The sequence below is a fragment of the Corallococcus sp. AB038B genome (genome assembly GCF_003668955.1).
GTDB lineage: Bacteria > Myxococcota > Myxococcia > Myxococcales > Myxococcaceae > Corallococcus > Corallococcus exiguus.
On sequence record NZ_RAWO01000003.1, the window covers coordinates 322,237 to 337,170 of the forward strand.

General features: G+C 69.8%; 15 protein-coding genes. 4 read left to right on the plus strand and 11 right to left on the minus strand.

Annotated features, from left to right (window positions below; translation table 11 throughout):
- Position 1: 1 nt before the first annotated feature.
- Both D7Y04_RS17535 and D7Y04_RS17540 read right to left on the minus strand, forming a co-directional pair.
- Entirely contained in the window at positions 2–1,501 is a 1,500-nt protein-coding gene (locus D7Y04_RS17535) for an amidase (protein ID WP_158627533.1), read from the minus strand.
- A 69-nt stretch (positions 1,502–1,570) separates the two neighbouring features.
- Positions 1,571–2,308: a murein L,D-transpeptidase family protein gene (locus D7Y04_RS17540; RefSeq protein ID WP_121760052.1), complete on the minus strand. Its 738-nt coding sequence runs from the start codon at positions 2,306–2,308 to the stop codon at positions 1,571–1,573.
- A gap of 296 nt (positions 2,309–2,604) precedes the next feature.
- Here D7Y04_RS17540 and D7Y04_RS46545 point away from each other — a divergent pair, with 296 nt between their 5' ends.
- Positions 2,605–4,995, plus strand: coding sequence for an RIO1 family regulatory kinase/ATPase (locus D7Y04_RS46545; RefSeq protein ID WP_121760053.1), 2,391 nt, complete (start codon positions 2,605–2,607; stop codon positions 4,993–4,995).
- A gap of 245 nt (positions 4,996–5,240) precedes the next feature.
- On the opposite strand, the gene D7Y04_RS17550 is transcribed toward D7Y04_RS46545, so the two are convergent.
- From D7Y04_RS17550 to D7Y04_RS17565, 4 genes are all read right to left on the minus strand, one after another.
- Complete coding sequence (locus D7Y04_RS17550) at positions 5,241–6,131, minus strand: alpha-ketoglutarate-dependent dioxygenase AlkB (protein WP_121760054.1); 891 nt, start codon at positions 6,129–6,131, stop codon at positions 5,241–5,243.
- A 12-nt stretch (positions 6,132–6,143) separates the two neighbouring features.
- Positions 6,144–6,857 (minus strand): purine-nucleoside phosphorylase, encoded by a 714-nt coding sequence (gene deoD / locus D7Y04_RS17555; protein ID WP_120597913.1) that lies wholly within the window; start codon positions 6,855–6,857, stop codon positions 6,144–6,146.
- A 15-nt stretch (positions 6,858–6,872) separates the two neighbouring features.
- Entirely contained in the window at positions 6,873–8,261 is a 1,389-nt protein-coding gene (locus D7Y04_RS17560; RefSeq protein WP_120597912.1) for a LysM peptidoglycan-binding domain-containing protein, read from the minus strand.
- A gap of 85 nt (positions 8,262–8,346) precedes the next feature.
- Complete coding sequence (locus tag D7Y04_RS17565) at positions 8,347–8,817, minus strand: putative toxin-antitoxin system toxin component, PIN family (protein ID WP_121760250.1); 471 nt, start codon at positions 8,815–8,817, stop codon at positions 8,347–8,349.
- A 164-nt stretch (positions 8,818–8,981) separates the two neighbouring features.
- On the opposite strand from D7Y04_RS17565, the gene D7Y04_RS17570 reads away from it, so the two are divergent.
- The 3 genes from D7Y04_RS17570 to D7Y04_RS17580 are packed head-to-tail and all read left to right on the plus strand — an operon-like array spanning position 8,982 to position 11,291.
- Positions 8,982–9,596, plus strand: coding sequence for a CAP domain-containing protein (locus D7Y04_RS17570; protein ID WP_121760055.1), 615 nt, complete (start codon positions 8,982–8,984; stop codon positions 9,594–9,596).
- Positions 9,597–9,633: 37 nt separating this feature from the next.
- Positions 9,634–10,824 (plus strand): cysteine desulfurase-like protein, encoded by a 1,191-nt coding sequence (locus tag D7Y04_RS17575; RefSeq protein ID WP_121760056.1) that lies wholly within the window; start codon positions 9,634–9,636, stop codon positions 10,822–10,824.
- Positions 10,824–11,291 carry a hypothetical protein gene (locus D7Y04_RS17580; protein WP_121760057.1) on the plus strand — a complete coding sequence of 156 codons (468 nt, stop codon included), beginning with the start codon at positions 10,824–10,826 and terminating at the stop codon, positions 11,289–11,291. The genes D7Y04_RS17575 and D7Y04_RS17580 overlap by 1 nt, the downstream gene beginning before the upstream one ends.
- Before the next feature lie 96 nt (positions 11,292–11,387).
- Here the strand turns inward: D7Y04_RS17580 and D7Y04_RS17585 are convergent, their stop codons facing one another.
- The 5 genes from D7Y04_RS17585 to D7Y04_RS17610 form a co-directional block, all read right to left on the minus strand.
- Positions 11,388–11,804 carry a hypothetical protein gene (locus D7Y04_RS17585; RefSeq protein WP_147477127.1) on the minus strand — a complete coding sequence of 139 codons (417 nt, stop codon included), beginning with the start codon at positions 11,802–11,804 and terminating at the stop codon, positions 11,388–11,390.
- Between the two features lie 18 nt (positions 11,805–11,822).
- Positions 11,823–12,707: a DMT family transporter gene (locus tag D7Y04_RS17590; RefSeq protein WP_121760059.1), complete on the minus strand. Its 885-nt coding sequence runs from the start codon at positions 12,705–12,707 to the stop codon at positions 11,823–11,825.
- A gap of 321 nt (positions 12,708–13,028) precedes the next feature.
- Entirely contained in the window at positions 13,029–13,709 is a 681-nt protein-coding gene (locus D7Y04_RS17600; RefSeq protein ID WP_121760060.1) for a TVP38/TMEM64 family protein, read from the minus strand.
- Positions 13,706–14,368, minus strand: coding sequence for a hypothetical protein (locus D7Y04_RS17605; protein WP_121760061.1), 663 nt, complete (start codon positions 14,366–14,368; stop codon positions 13,706–13,708). Before D7Y04_RS17605 ends, D7Y04_RS17600 begins: the two co-directional genes overlap by 4 nt.
- The gene (locus tag D7Y04_RS17610) at positions 14,365–14,934 is read right to left on the minus strand and encodes a TetR/AcrR family transcriptional regulator (protein WP_199749684.1); all 570 of its coding nucleotides are present in this window, start codon (positions 14,932–14,934) and stop codon (positions 14,365–14,367) included. Before D7Y04_RS17610 ends, D7Y04_RS17605 begins: the two co-directional genes overlap by 4 nt.

A 14,934-nucleotide genomic window follows, 5' to 3' on the forward strand; every position in this document is an offset into this window, starting at 1 on the left:
CTCAGGGCGTGAACGCCGCGGGCCACCGCACGCCTCCGCCCAGGGGCAGGAGCGCCTCCGCCACGTCGAGCAGCGCCCCGTCCATCCACCGCCGCCCCACCAGCTGCGCCCCCACCGGCAGGCCCGCCGACGTGAGCCCCAGCGGGAAGACCACGACAGGGCTCCCCGTCGCGTTGAACAGGCAGGTGAACCCGCCAAAGGCCTCCAGGTAGTCGCGAGGCACGCCGTCCACGTCCAACGGCGCCCCGAACGGCATGTGTGGCGGCGCGGCCGTCATCGCCACCGGCACGAGCCACGCGTCCCAGCCGGACAGGAAGTCCTCCAACAGGCCGATGTGCACGTCCCGCCGGCTGAGCGCCGTGCCGTAGCCCGTCATGTCCACGCGCGTGCCCTGCACGATGGCCTTCGCCAGCAGGTCCCGCTCGAAGGGAAGGAACTGCTGCTGGTAGCCCTCGCGCACGGGCGGAGGCAGGGGCGCGCCCACCTCGGCGCCCTCCGTCAGCCCCCACACCTCCACCAGGTCCGTGAAGTCCTGCCCCGGAGGCACGGCCTGCTCCACCACGACGCCCTCCGCGCGGGCGGCGGCGGTGAAGCGCTGGAACAGCTCACGCGTCTCGCGGTCGGCCTGGAAGGGCCCCAGCGTGTCCGCCCACGCCAGCCGCAGGCCCTTCAGGGCCCGGGGCTTCGCGGCTCCCACCGGCGCGACGGGCGGCACCTCCGGGGCGCGAGGATCCGCGCCCTCGATGACGGACAGGATGAGCCGCACGTCCGCCACCGAGCGCGCCAGCGGCCCCGCGCACGCCATGTGGCGCACGTGGCGCGGCCCGTCCGGCGGGTCCGGGATGTGGCCGAAGGTGGAGACGCGGTGCTCCGTGGGCTTGATGCCCACGATGCCGCAGTAGGCCGCCGGCTGCCGGATGGAGCCGCCAATGTCGCTGCCCACCTCGAACGGCGTGAGCCCCGCCGCCACCGCCGCCGCCGCGCCACCGCTGGAGCCGCCCGGCGTGTGCCCCAGGCCATGCGGGTTGTTCGTCCGGCCCCAGAGCGGCCCGTCCGTCTGGAAGTCTCCCGCGAACGGCGGCAGGTTCGTCTTGCCGAAGAGGATGGCCCCCGCCGCCTTGAGCCGGGCCACCACGGTCGAGTCGTGCGCGGGCACGTACTCCGCGAGGGCCGGGTGGGCGGACGTCGTGCGCAGGCCCCCGGTGCTGAACGCGTCCTTCACCGTGAAGGGCACGCCGTGCAGCGGGCCCCACAGCTCGCCCCGGGCCAGCGCCGCGTCCGCCTCCTCCGCCCGCTTCCGGGCCTGCGCCTCGTCCCACGTCACGACGGCATTGAGCGCGGGGTTGTGCGCTCGCGCGCGGGCGAGGAAGGCGTCCAGCACCTCCACCGCGGTGACGTGACGCTCGCGCAGGGCGGCCGCCAGCTCCGTCGTCGTGAGGGAGACGAGCGCGCGTGCGCCCCCGGCGGTTCCGGACTCCTGAAGCGGGACAGATGACTTCATGTGCGTGCACTCCCCCTGAGGCCGGCCCCGGAGGAGCGGCCCTCCCATGCCCCCGGTTCTACCAACTCCTCAGCGCGACTGGGCCCGCGGAGCCGGCGACACCACATAGGCGGACGCGGAGTCATCCACCTTCACTTTCGGTGGACGCCGGGACTCCTCGAAGAGGCGGTAGCCCGGCTCCAGGCCGCGCCAGAAGGCCTTCCGCGCGTCGGTGACACCGGACAGGGCCTCCAGCGCCGCGAGCCCCGCCGCGTCCAGCCGCCGGGGGAACACGTGCACCGGCACGTCGCGGCGCATGCTCGAGCGGGCTTCGGACACCATCACGTACAGCTCCTCGATGGGGCCGTCCTCGATGGCCAGGCAGCCGATGCTCACGCAGTCCCCGTGGATGTAGATGTCGCCCCCGGGCTTCGCGGCGCCCTGCTTGCGGTCCAGCGCGTTCGGGTAGCTCACCCGCATGGACAGGTGGTACGCGCTCTTCGGGTTGAAGAGGTCCACCGTGTAGAAGCCCTCAGGCACTTGCAGGTCGCCCTGGGCCCGCTTGGGGCCTACGTCGCCGGAGGCCGCGCAGACGGGGAAGGTGCGCACCTTCACCAGCGGCTGGCCCGGCTTGCCCGCCCAGACCTCCAGCTCCCGCTCGACCTTGAAGGCCCGCAGGTAGAGTTCCTCCGGCGGCCAGGACAGCCCGGCCTCCTTGAACGTTTGGACGAGACCGGCCGTCTGGCGCTTGCGGGCCGCCGCGACCCGGTCTTCCGCGTGGGCGCACAGCGAGGCCAACAGGACACCCCACGCGAGCAGGACCTTCATGGGCGGAATGCTCCTTTCGTGAAAACGGTTTGACGCCGGGCGGACGTCAATCCGGTCCCTGGGCAGGGGTGGGCGGAGAACAGGCTACAGGCACGGGGGCACCCCTGGCCCCCTGCTTCCCAAGCTGCTAGCAAGCGGTACGTGGGCTTTCTGGCTGACGTTCAGCGTAACGGCGATGGAAACCAGGGCCGGCCCGGTGTTCTCATCTCCAACGTGCATCATGGCGAGCAGGGGCCGCCGGTGTGCGCATCGACTGTTGCTACCCGCCCCGTGCCGTTCCGGCCTTTTGCTTAAGAATGAATGACTCCCTCGAGACCCTCCTCGCCGACGGCATCATCGACGCCGTCATCGGCCAGCTGAAGACGGGGAAGGAGGCGGAGGTGTGGCTCGTCCAGCACGCCGGCCAGGTTGTCGCAGCGAAGCTGTACAAGGAGCGCCACGAGCGCAACTTCCGCAACAACTCCGGCTACAAGGAAGGCCGCGAGGTGCGCAACTCGCGCACGCGCCGCGCCATGGAGAAGGGCAGCCGCTTCGGGCAGGCCGCCGCGGAAGAGGCGTGGAAGAACGCGGAAGCGGACTCGCTCTACAAGCTGCACGCACAAGGCGTGCGCGTGCCCACGCCGGTGCTGTTCTACGAGGGCATCCTCCTCATGGAGCTGGTGCGGGACGCGGAAGGACAGCCCGCGCCCCGTCTGGTGGAGGCTCCGCCCCAGACGCCCGAGGAGGCCGAGGCCCTCTACCTGGACCTGCGCGCCCAGGTGGTTCGCACCATGTGCGCGGACCTCATTCACGGGGACCTGTCGCCCTACAACATCCTGATGAGCGGGTCCGGGCCGACCATCATCGACTTTCCGCAGACGGTGGCGGCGGCGCGCAACAGCCAGGCGGAGTTCTACTTCCGCCGCGACCTGGACAACGTGCGGGAGTTCCTGGCGGGCTTTTCGTCCCGGCTGGCAGGTCGCGCGGGTGACACGGGCGAAATCTGGAACGCGTACGTGCGGCGCGAGCTGACGCCGGACTTCGTGCCGTCGGGAGCGTTCCGCGAGGCGCCGCGCAAGCAGGGCGCCGGCCGTCAGACGTCCCGGCAGGAGCGGTTCCTCCAGCAGGAGGAGGCCCGGCGCAACGAGGTCCGTCCGGCTCCGGCGCCCGTGGCGGTGGAGGAAGGGCTCAGCGAGGAAGAGGCGGAGCTGCGCGCGCTGGAGGCGCTGGTGCTGCGCCAGGGTGGCGGCGAGCGTGGGCGGCCCGTCGTCACGGCGAGCCCGCGCGATGGGCGTCGGCGCGGTGGGTCGGGTGGCAAGCCGCCGCCGCGCACCGGCAATGCGCCGAGGCCCGGGAACGGTGGGCCGCAGCAGAACGCGGGAGCGCGTCCGGCGCAGGGCGGTGGCAACAACCGGCCCAACAGTAACAACGCGCGTCCGCAGCAGGGCGGACCGCGCAACGGCGCTCCGGCGCAGGGTGCGAATGCCCCGGTGGCGCAGAGCGCGAATGCTCCGGCGGCGCAGGGCGATGCACGCATGAACGGTCGGCCGCAGCAGGGAGGGCCGCGCAACGGCAATCCGCGCAACGAGCCGCGCCGTGATGGGCGTCCGCCGCGCTCGCCCAACGGCGAGGCGCGCATGAACGGCCAGCCGTCTGGCGAGAATGGTCAGGCGTCGCAGCAGAACAGCAGGCCGCCACGCATGAATGGCCAGCCGTCTGCCGAGAACGGTCAGGCATCGCAGCAGAACAGCCGGCCTCCGCGCATGAACAGGCAGCCATCTGCCGAGAACGGTCAGGCGCCGCAGCAGAACGGCCGGCCTCCGCGCATGAACGGTCAGCCAGCTGGTGAGAACGGCCAGGCGCCGCAGCAGAACGGCCGGCCGCCGCGCATGAATGGTCAGCCAGCTGGTGAGAACGGCCAGGCGCCGCAGCAGAACGGCCGGCCTCCGCGCATGAACGGTCAGCCAGCTGGTGAGAACGACCAGGCGCCACAGCAGAACGGCCGGCCGCCGCGCATGAGCAGGCAGCCCTCTGACGAGACCGGTCAGGCGTCGCAGCAGAACGGCCGGCCGCCGCGCATGAGCAGGCAGCCCTCTGACGAGACCGGTCAGGCGTCGCAGCAGAACGGCCGGCCGCCGCGCACGAACAGTCAGCCCGCTGGAGAGAACGGTCAGGCGTCGCAGCAGAACAGCCGGCCGCCGCGCATGAATGGCAGGTCTCGTGGCGGTGAGTCGGGCCTGAAGGGTCCGTCGCGCCAGAACGGTCAGCCCGAGAGCGGTGAGGCTGCTGTGAACGGCCTGCCGCACGGCGGCGAGGCTGCGGTGAACGGTCAGGCGCAACAGCCGAACGGCAACGGCCGGCCTCCGCGCAATGAGTGGCGCGCGAATGGTCGTCCGCAGCAGAACGGCAATTCCCGCCAGGAGGATCCGGGAGCTCAGTCGCGCATGAACGGCCGGCCTCCGCGCAACAACGGCTCATTCCAGGACGGCGACCCACAGCAGAACGGCGAGCCGCGCCAGAATGGCCGAGGCCCAGGCTCGGGTCCTCGCGAGGCGCGTGGCAACCTGCCCAACAACGGTCCCCGGATGCCCCGTCAGGGCCCGGAGCGCGGCGCGGGGCGTTCGTCCCGGGGTTCCGCGCCCCAGGTGAGCTACGTGGGCCGTCCGCCCGCGGCCTCGTCCTCGAACCCCGAGACAGGCTCCTCCTAGCCTTCGGCCAGGGGAGCGCCCTACCAGGCCTCCCCGCCGCCAGCGCACCGCGAAAACCTGTCCGACTGTCGGACAGGTTTAGACGACCGCGAGGCCAGCCCCGTCACCCGCCGGACCGCGGAAACCTGTCCGACTGTCGGACAAGTTTAGAGGACGCGAGGTCGGCCCCGGCGCCAGCCGGACCGCGGAAACCTGTCCGACTGTCGGACAGGTTTTGAACCACGCCGGCCGGAGGGTGCCGCGCCCTACTCCGCCTTCACCGGCGGCGGTTCCCGCGCCAGCTCCTCGCGGAAGAACCGGCTGCCCTTCGCGAGCGTCTCCATGTACGGGCGCACGTCCTCGCGGGCCTCCGGGCTCAGCGCCGCGAACGGCGTCACGTGCGCGTCCGGCACGTAGCGGAACGTCAGGTTGATGCGCCGCGTGCGGAAGTCCGGCAGCTCCGGCGGCATCACGTGCCCCGCGCGCGTGTCCACCCGCTGCACCCGGTGGAACGTCTGCTCCTTCCACTGCGCCCCGCCAAAGAGCTGCAGCGCTCCGTCATCCAGCCACTGCTCCAGCACCACCGCGTCCCGCTCGCCGGGCCGCGTGGACGTGACGAACTGGATGAGCGCGCGCTCGCCCAACGACAGCGACGCCACCGGGCCGGGCTCGAAGTCCTTGTGCTCGCCCACGCGCGCGGTGTCCACCCAGCGCCCGTCCTCCAACCGGTTGCCGTAGAAGTTCACCAGACAGGTGTTGAGGTGCCAGCCCTGCGGCATGTCCGGGCCCCGGAACATCCGCCGCGCCAGCGCCTCCACCTTTTCAATCTGCCGCTCCAGCACCGCCGGGAACGGCTCCGCTTTCACGCAGCGGTTCTGCACGCCCTTCGGGGGCCGGTAGTAGTCCAGGCACGCGAACTGCCAGTTGCCCAGCCAGTACACCGGCCTGAGCAACCGCCGCTGCTGCTGGCCTTCCGGCGGTGGGAAGTGCTTCGAAAAGCGCTCCTCCCACAGCGGATGCAGCGTCCCCAGCCACGCCAATATCTCCGTGCGGTCCGCCGAGTTCAGGAAGCTCGCGTTGTAGTGGTGACCCGGCGTGCGCTGCGCGGCCTTGCGCGCCAGCGGGGAACCCGGGCCCCTGCGGGGAGGCAAGGCCATGCGCTCAGGTCCTCACGCCTCGGAGGCGGCCACGTCCAACGCCAGTTCGATCATCTCGTCGAACGTCGTCTGACGGTCCTCCGGCGACAGGTGCTCGCCGGTGCGGATGTGGTCCGACACGGTGAGCAGGGACAGCGCCCGCGCGCCGAACTCCGCGGCCACGCCGTACAGGCCGGCGATCTCCATCTCCACCGCCAGGATGCCCATCTTCTCCAGCGTCGCGTTGAGCGCTTCCTGCGGGTGGTAGAAGAGGTCCGAGGTGAAGACGTTGCCCACGCGCACCGGCTTGTTGCGCTTCTCCGCCGCCTCCACCGCGCGCCGGGCCAGCGTGAAGTCCGCCACCGCCGGGAAGTCGTGGCCCATCACGCGCATGCGGTTCACGTTGGAGTCCGTGCCCGCGCCCATCGCCACGATGACATCGCGCAGCTTCACGTCCGTGCGCAGCGCGCCGCAGCTGCCCACGCGGATGAGCACCTTCGCGCCGTAGTTCTTCACCAGCTCCGTCGCGTAGATGGAGATGGAGGGCACGCCCATGCCGTGCCCCATCACCGACAGCCGCTTGCCCCGGAAGGTGCCGGTGAAGCCCAGCATGTTGCGCACCGCCGTGACGGAGCGCGCGTTCTCCAGGAAGCGCTCGGAGATGTAGCGCGCCCGGAGGGGGTCGCCCGGCATGAGGATCACTTCAGCGAAGTCACCGGGAGACGCGGAGATGTGCGGAGTTGCCATGGAAGCAGAAGCCTTTCAGCGTCCGGTCGACAGACCGGAGGGAACACCCGTGGGAACGGCCACCGGCGTCGGTGCCGGCGCGGCGGGAGTGCACGGGTTGGGCAGCTTGCCCGAAGCCGCGGGCTCCGTGTTCACCAAAGCGGGGGCCTCCGCCTGAGGAGGCATCCGGCGCGGCGGCAGCTGCACCGGCGGGGGGATGGGGCAGTGCGTGCACGGGCCCTTCAGCGGAATCACCAGCCGCCGGCCAAGGCTCAGGAACGTGTTGCGCATCCGGTTGGCCTTCTTGATGGCCACCACGCTGGAGTTGTGACGCATCGCAATGCCACCCAGCGTGTCCCCGTTGCGCACCTTGTACATCATGAGGTTCTGGTCCGGCTGGAGCGCCAGCAGCGGCGCCACCCGCCGGCCCAGCTCCTGCGCGCGTCCGTTGAAGAAGCGCACGTGGAAGTGATCACGGTGCCGGCGCGCATGCTTGATGAGCGAGTTGAAGCCCGCGTTGAACAGCGAATCCAGCCACACCTTGTCCTCGCCAATGGACAGCGCGTAGTCGTACAGGACCTTCATCACGCGCTTGTCCACGAGGATCATCTGCACGTCGGTGTTGACCACCAGCGAGCGCACCAGCGCCCAGTTCATGGCCACGTCGATGTAGCGCTCCCGCTCGCGCTCACGCACCGGCTCCGCGGTCGGGTAGTAGAAGCCCAGGTCGACGTCGCGACCGTTCTGGTGGCTCTTGTGCGGGCGCAGATAGCCGCCGTCCTTGGTGGACAGGCGGTTGACGCGCAGCGTGGGCACGTTCGGGTACTGCGCGCGCACGGCGCGGATGGCGGCGGCCACGTAGTCCACCGTCTCCTTCGTGCCATAGGCAATCTCCGGAGACACCACGAGCCAATCCTTGTCATCCGGCACGCGCACGCTGTTGATCTGCCGGCCGCTCTCCACGAAGCCAATGGACATGGAGCCCAGCGTGGCCGGGTCCTTCTTCCACGCCTCGGTGAGCGCCTCCTCGGACAGGTCGGCGGTGTACAGCGGCCCCGAAGGCGCGGCGGGCGCGAGCGGCGCCTGCATCTCGCCTTCCTCGCTCACGCCTTCGTCATCCGTGGCCGCAGTGGCCTCGTCGTCCTCGTCCTCCGCGTCCACGGGGCAGGGGTTCTCCCGCACGGCGGCGGCGGTGACGACGGCGGCGACCTCCGCCGGGGAAGGCATCGCGATGGGGGCACCGGACGCGCTCACGGCGGGCGTGGCCTGGGGTTCGGCCGCGGCCGGAGCCTGCGCGGGCGGCGTCGCGGCGGGCGTCTCCACGGGCGAGGCCCGGACCGGAGCCGGAGCCGACGCCGGAACGGGGGTGACGACACGCGCGGCGCAGCCGGCGCAGAACAGGAGGATCAGGAGTGAGGAACGCACCGGGGCGAAGGATGACCCGAGATGCCCGGGTCACCAAGCGCGGAGCGCGATTTTGACTGCCCGTGCGCACTCCTGCCTGCCTGCTTCAAGCGCTCCGTCCGAAGCCTTCCGCCTCGAGCACCTGCGAGGCACGGCGAGGCGAGAGCACGTCGAAGGGCAGCCGCCGTCCGCCGCCCATGGACAGCACGCGCTGGTCCTTGCTCACCAGCCATGAAGCCCCCGAGCGGGCCGTCAGTTCCAGGAACTTCTGATCATCCCGGTCCCGGCACGGCGGCAGCTCCACCGGTGAGCCCTCACCGTCCGACATGCGCACGAGCGCGCCGTACGCGTCGCGCACCGTCGCTTGCGCATCCGCCGTCAGCTTGAACGAGGGATAGGCGAGCACCAGCGCCAGCTCCTTCAGCGTGTGCCGGTCCGCCCACGCCGTCAGCGCGCCCGAACGCAGCGCCTGCGCCAACGGCCGCGTGAAGGCGTCATCAAAGATGAACACGTCCAGCACCACATTGGTGTCCAGCACCACGGAACGAATGGCAGGCGCAGCGGAAGGCGTCTTCACGATGCAGGAACTTTCCGTCACCAACACCGCGGACACAACCCTGCCCTTTCACGCGTCAATCACAACGCACGGGGGGTCCATGGCGGAAACCAGGAATAACAGACAAGAATGCATCTCGCTGAACCCCTCCCCCTGGCCGGCCCCCGCCGGTGAAAGGTCTGTCCATGAAGCCCTCGACCCGTTCGCTGTGTCTGACGTTGCTGAGCGCCGCTGCCCTGCTGGGCGGCTGTGGAGGCGAGGAGGCGCCCACGCCGCAGGGTGAAGGCGTCGTGGTGCCGCCGGTCCAGACGGAGGTCGCCGGCAACGGGCTGAGCACGAGCGCCGCGTATTGCGACGACGTGACGACGTGGGACCCGGCCTGGGTGACGTTCGAGACGGACGTGCTCAACCTCATCAACCAGCGCCGCGCCGCGGGCGCCACCTGTGGCGGCGTGGTGAAGCCGGCGGTGGGGGCGCTCACGACCAATGACAAGCTTCGCTGCGCGGCGCGCAAGCACTCCAAGGACATGGGCACGAACAACTTCTTCAGCCACACGGGCTCCAACGGCTCCACGCCGTGGCAGCGCATGGGGTCCGCGGGCTACAGCTACCGGACGGCGGCGGAGAACATCGCCGCGGGCTACGGCACCGCGCAGGCGGTGGTGGACGGCTGGATGGCCAGCACCGGGCACTGCAACAACATCATGAACGGGGCGCTGAAGCAGTCGGGCATCGGCTACTACAACGCGCCGTCCAGCACGTACCGCGCGTACTGGACGCAGGACTTCGGCACGCCGTAGTTCCGCCTGAAGGTCGGAGGGCTATGCTTCGCGTCCCATGCCCTCCCCCTTCGCCGAGCACTTCCCCGCCCTGCGGTCCGGCTTCAGCTACCTGGACAACGCGGCGGGGGCGCAGGTGCCCACGCACTGCATCGACGCCATCCATCAATTCCTCTCGGGTGGCAGCTGCAACGTGGGCCAGCCCTACCCCGCCTCCCGCGTGGCCACCGCGCTCAAGGCCCGGGCGCGCGAGGAGACGGCGGAGTTCCTGAACTGCCGGCCCGACGAGGTGATGCTCGGGCCCAGCGCCACCGCGCTCACCTTCCAGGTGGGCCGTGCCGTCTCACGTCTCGTCCAGGCGGGAGACGAGGTGGTCATCTCCGAGCTGGAGCACGAATCCAACGCGGCCCCGTGGCGCGCGCTGGAGGCGCAGGGCGTGAAGGTGACGACCTGGCGCGCGAGCTGGCCGGAGGGACGGCTGGAGGCCTCCGAGCTGCGCAAGCTCGTCACGCCGCGCACGCGGCTGGTGGCGCTGTCAGCGGCGGCGAACTCCGTGGGCGCGACGCCGGATGTGGCCGCGGCGGCGGAGGTGGCGCACGGCGTGGGTGCGTGGCTGTTCGTGGACGCGGTGCACTCCAGTCCGCATCACCTGCCGGACGTGCGCGCGTGGGGCGCGGACTTCGCGGTGTTCTCTCCGTACAAGGTCCTCGGTCCGCACCTGGGTTGTCTGTTCGTGCGGCGCGAGCTGCTCGCGGGGCTTCCGGCGGACAAGCTGTGGTTCATGCCGGATGACGGCCCGCAGAAGTTCGAGCCGGGCACGGCGAACCACGAAGGCTGGGCCGGATGGTTGGGTTCGCTGCGCTACCTGCGTGACGTGCTGGGCGGTGGACAGCCGGGACGTGAGGGATTGACGCGAGCCTTCCAGCGCATCGCGCAACTGGAACAGCCGCTGCTGGAGGCCGCGCTGGAGCAGTTGTCCCGGCACCCGCGAGTGCAACTCTACGGGCCGAAGACATCCGCCGGGCGCGTGGCCACCTTCTGTTTCAACGTGACCGGCCTGTCGCCGCGCGCCGTGGCCGAGCACCTGGCGGAACAGGGCGTGGGCGTCGCGGCGGGGCACTACTACGCGACGATGGCGGCGGACGCGCTGGGGCTCATGCCTGACGGCGCGGTGCGCGCGTCGTTGCTCCACTACAACACGGCGGAGGACGTGGGCCGGTTGCTCGCGGCGCTGGATTCGCTGCCCTGATGCCGGGAGTCATCGTTCATCGAGGACTTCCGCTGCGCGTCGACTTCGACGCGCGGGGCGTCACCTTCTGGCCGCTGCTCGCGAAGCCTGTCTTCATCGCGTGGCCGGAGATGGATTTCGTCTGCCTGACGCCTGCGATGGAGCGGCAGCCCGAGGGCTGGCGGGAGAAGACATACACGTTCCTGCCCAAGGGATTCCGCTCCACGCTGGAGACGTCGGGACACCTGTATGTCGAACTGGTCGTGAAGGACCGGCGTCCCCTCCTGGCCCGGACCGAAGGCGCCTGGACGCGCCGATGGCTGGCGAGCCGTCTGCGGCCCATGGGCGATGCCATGGACGCGCTGAAGGTGGATCAATCCCTGGTGGGGCTGGATGTCTACAGGCACCGATTGAACGCTCCGCTGGATGAGCTATTGGACCTGCTCGCGCGGCAGTGCCGGTTCGACCTGGTCGTCCACGACTTCTGACACCAGCGTCAAACCAGACACATCACGGATCTGTTCTGCCCGCCTTGAACCCGCCAGAACCACCACTACAACGGTGATCACGGCGGTAGCCCTTCGTCAGCTTTGAGGATTCTTCGGCGCTGCGCTCCGGTCACGGCCGGGGCGCAGCATCGCCCATCCCGCCGCGATGATTTCGCAGACGCCGCCGATGACGATGCCCCAGAGGACGACCTTCATCACGCCATCGTCTTCGCCCGACAAGAGCGGCTCGCTCAATCCCATCCCCAGCACCACCGTCCCCAGGCCCGTGAGAAGTCCCAGGATGGGGGAGTACCTGCGCTGACGGCCGGTGACGTTGAGGAAGAGCAGCACCCCTCCCGCGACGAACCCCAGCACCACGACGACGGCGCCCAAGAAGAAGACCGGCCCCGGGCCGTCCGCATCGCCTTGGGCCCAGGCCCGGGACGCGAACAGGACGCTCGCCATGCCGAGCATCCAGGAGAGGCGCACCTTCAAAGGGGAGGGCAATCGCATCCACGAAACCCTACCACCTCACGCCTCCACGGGCGGAGGAGGCCGCTTCGCCGTCAGCGTCGCTCCCGCGGACGCGACGCTCACCAGCCCGACCGCCAGCCATTGCAGGGGCGTGAGCTGCTCGCGCAGGAACAGCCAGCCCACCACCGTGGCCACACCAGGCTCCAGGCTCATCAGGATGCCGAAGGTGCGGCTGGAGAGCTGGCCCAGCGCCATCATCTCCAGTGTGTACGGCAACGCGCTGGACAACAGCGCCACGCCCACGCCCGCGGCGAAGAGCCCTGGCGTCATCCGCTCCAGGTGACCCTCGCTCAGCATGAAGGGCAGCACCGTCAGCATGGCCACCACCATGCCCGCCGCCACGCCCTGCCCTTCCGGCACTCGGCGCGACAGCCTTCCTCCCGCCAGGATGTAGAGCGCCCAGCACGCCCCCGCCGTCAGCGCCAGCACCACGCCCAGCGGATCCAACCCGCCGGGGGTCGCCGTCCACGGCGTAATCAACACGATGCCCGTCGCCGCGAAGAGCACCCACACGAAGTCCAACGCCTTGCGCGAACCCACCACCGCGAGCACGAAGGGCCCCACGAACTCCAGCGTCACCGCGAGCCCCAGCGGGATGCGCGCGATGGCCAGGTAATACGTGAGGTTCATCACGCCCAGCGCCACGCCATACGGAACGACGGCCGCCCACTGCGCCCGCGTGTAACGCAACAGCGGCGGGCGGAAGTAGGCCAGCAACATCACCGACGCCAGCACCAGCCGCAGGCCCGCGGCCCCCACCGCGCCCAGCACCGGGAAGAGCCCCTTCGCGAGCGCGGCGCCCCCCTGCACGCTCACCACGGCGATGAGGACCGCGGGAATGGGAGGCAGGGCTGAAACACGGCGTCCGGCGACTTCGCTCATGGCGCGGCAATCTAGCCAGGATGCCGCACGGATTCACCGGCTCACATCCTGTGGTGAGAGTGCCCCTGAATGCGGAAGGGGCGACCTACCGTTCCCGCCGAGAGAGGCTGTTCCCAGGCCGGCCACGGCATCGGAGCAGGGTTGCTCGCTCGGCCCTTCACCGGCGCCTTCAAGGTCACGCCAGCGTTGTTCACCAGGGTGTCCAGCCGGTCGTGCCGGGCCTTGAACTCCTCGGCGGCACGTCTCACGTCGGCCATCCACGACAAATCGCAGAGCAGGAGGTCGAGGTTTGGGCTGCCGCTCACCGATGCCGGAAGTGCTTCAGGCTTTCCGTAGGCGGTGTCCTCGCTCGAAGGCCCGGGCAAGCGCGGCGAAGAGAAGCGAGGCGACGAGCAGGCCGCCGAGGATGGGCCACGCGCCGGGCTGCATCCGCCCCGACGCGTCGAACATCTCGTTGCCGAGGTAGCTCACGAGGAGCAACGGCGGCACGTAGCCCACCAGCGAGCCCCAGAAGTGGGTCCAGAACCCCACCTTCGAGACGCCAAGGAACCCGTGGAGCACCTGCGGCATCCAGAGAACCAATCGAAGCACCACGACGGTCTGGAAGGCGCGCTTCTCCAGTGCGTCGTCGTACTTACGGAACCGCGCGGGAATGCGCGCTGAAACCCAATCCTTCGCCACGAAGCGCGCGAACGAGAAGCCGACGACACTCGCGGACATCGTCCCGATCATCGAAAGCGCGAAGGCGGTCTGCCACGGCCAGATCAACGGTGCCGCGACGATGAAGATCGACCCGGGGACACCGAACGGCTGGAGCACCGTGTACGCGACGATGAACGCAAGGTAGCCCCATAGCCCCATCTCGACGAGCGTGAGGGCCAGGGCCTTCGGCTCGGAGAGCCATGCGAAGACGTCGAAGTACCAGGCGCCCGCGAGCGTGAGGAGCACCAGTGCGACAACGCCAAGCCTCGCGACTCGCAGCGAGCGAGTCGTCGCGCTCATGCGCCAACCCTGTTGATGTCGGCCGACTCGAGGATGAAGCGATCGGCCTTCCCCTCGACGACACGGAGCATCGCGCGGCCGAGGATTTCGGAAGTGGTGAACAAGAACGGGAAGACCCGGATGAAGAACGGAATGAGCGGGTTCAGTGGCTTCATCAGGACCACTCCGACCTGATAGGCCCGCGTGCGGCTCCGGATGCCAGGACCAGCCCGGATGAACCCGGGACGGACGGCGCCCGCATGTCGGAACGGCATGGACTTCAGCGCCCCCTCCACGCGCTGCCGGACGCGCGCCCACATCGAACGCCCGCCAGCACCACCCGCGGAGCAGTAGCAGAAGGAAAAGTCAGGATTGAGCCGGAGGAGCGCGCGCGCCCAGACGAGCGTCAGCTCCTCGGTCAATCGGGCGTAGGCCGCCTCGTCGAGTCCCATCGAGCTGATGCCAATCGCCCAGATGCAGGCGTCGTAGCCAACGAGCTGGTCCTCGATGGCGGCGAACTCGAAGAGGTCCGGCAGCAGCAACTCACGCAGCTTCGGATGCTCGACGCCACACGGCTGCCGCCCGATGCTCAGCACAGCTTCGACTTCAGGAGCACTGAGCGCTTCGCGCAGGGCGCCCGCTCCAACCATTCCGGTCGCACCAAAGATGATGACTTTCATTTCCGCTTCCCCTTCTCCTTCGCGGGAGGGGCGAAGCGCGCCGCGAGGAGCTCTGTTCGTTTCTCCAGCACCGCCGGCTTGGGCTCGTCCGCGAGGAGACCGTCGAGCGCGAGGAGGAAGACCTCGGCGCTCGCCTCATCGCCCAGGATGGAGGCCACGCACCGCAGCGCAATCTTGCGATGGAGCGCATCGGTCTCGGGGTCGATCCGCTCGCAGGCCGCGAGGAACTCGCCGCCCATCGGCGTACCGGCCATCTCCGCCCAGGGCTCGATCACCATCACGCGGCATACGTCGAGCAAGCGCTCATTCGGCGTGCGGTCCGGTGTGTTCGCCGCCTGCATCGCCAGGGGATGGCGCGACACCAGCCAGTCCACGAAGACAGCCTTGAAGATGTCTTCCTTGTCCTTGAAGACCCGGTAGAGAAGCGTGCGCGAGAGGTGCGCCCGCTTGGCGATGTCCTCGAACGACGTCTTCGCGAAGCCAAAATTAAGGAAGCACCACCGCGCGGCGAGCAGGATCTTCGCTCGGCGCGCGGCGGTTTCGTCTTCCGTCATCGTCGTCACCAT

Excerpts from the sequence above, each read along its gene's own strand:
- D7Y04_RS17535 (WP_158627533.1), bottom strand. The coding sequence starts at position 1,501 with ATGAAGTCATCTGTCCCGCTTCAGGAGTCCGGAACCGCCGGGGGCGCA.
- D7Y04_RS17540 (WP_121760052.1), bottom strand. The coding sequence starts at position 2,308 with ATGAAGGTCCTGCTCGCGTGGGGTGTCCTGTTGGCCTCGCTGTGCGCC.
- D7Y04_RS46545 (WP_121760053.1), top strand. The coding sequence starts at position 2,605 with ATGAATGACTCCCTCGAGACCCTCCTCGCCGACGGCATCATCGACGCC.
- D7Y04_RS17550 (WP_121760054.1), bottom strand. The coding sequence starts at position 6,131 with ATGGCCTTGCCTCCCCGCAGGGGCCCGGGTTCCCCGCTGGCGCGCAAG.
- deoD (WP_120597913.1), bottom strand. The coding sequence starts at position 6,857 with ATGGCAACTCCGCACATCTCCGCGTCTCCCGGTGACTTCGCTGAAGTG.
- D7Y04_RS17570 (WP_121760055.1), top strand. The coding sequence starts at position 8,982 with ATGAAGCCCTCGACCCGTTCGCTGTGTCTGACGTTGCTGAGCGCCGCT.
- D7Y04_RS17575 (WP_121760056.1), top strand. The coding sequence starts at position 9,634 with ATGCCCTCCCCCTTCGCCGAGCACTTCCCCGCCCTGCGGTCCGGCTTC.
- D7Y04_RS17580 (WP_121760057.1), top strand. The coding sequence starts at position 10,824 with ATGCCGGGAGTCATCGTTCATCGAGGACTTCCGCTGCGCGTCGACTTC.
- D7Y04_RS17585 (WP_147477127.1), bottom strand. The coding sequence starts at position 11,804 with ATGCGATTGCCCTCCCCTTTGAAGGTGCGCCTCTCCTGGATGCTCGGC.
- D7Y04_RS17590 (WP_121760059.1), bottom strand. The coding sequence starts at position 12,707 with ATGAGCGAAGTCGCCGGACGCCGTGTTTCAGCCCTGCCTCCCATTCCC.
- D7Y04_RS17600 (WP_121760060.1), bottom strand. The coding sequence starts at position 13,709 with ATGAGCGCGACGACTCGCTCGCTGCGAGTCGCGAGGCTTGGCGTTGTC.
- D7Y04_RS17605 (WP_121760061.1), bottom strand. The coding sequence starts at position 14,368 with ATGAAAGTCATCATCTTTGGTGCGACCGGAATGGTTGGAGCGGGCGCC.
- D7Y04_RS17610 (WP_199749684.1), bottom strand. The coding sequence starts at position 14,934 with ATGGTGACGACGATGACGGAAGACGAAACCGCCGCGCGCCGAGCGAAG.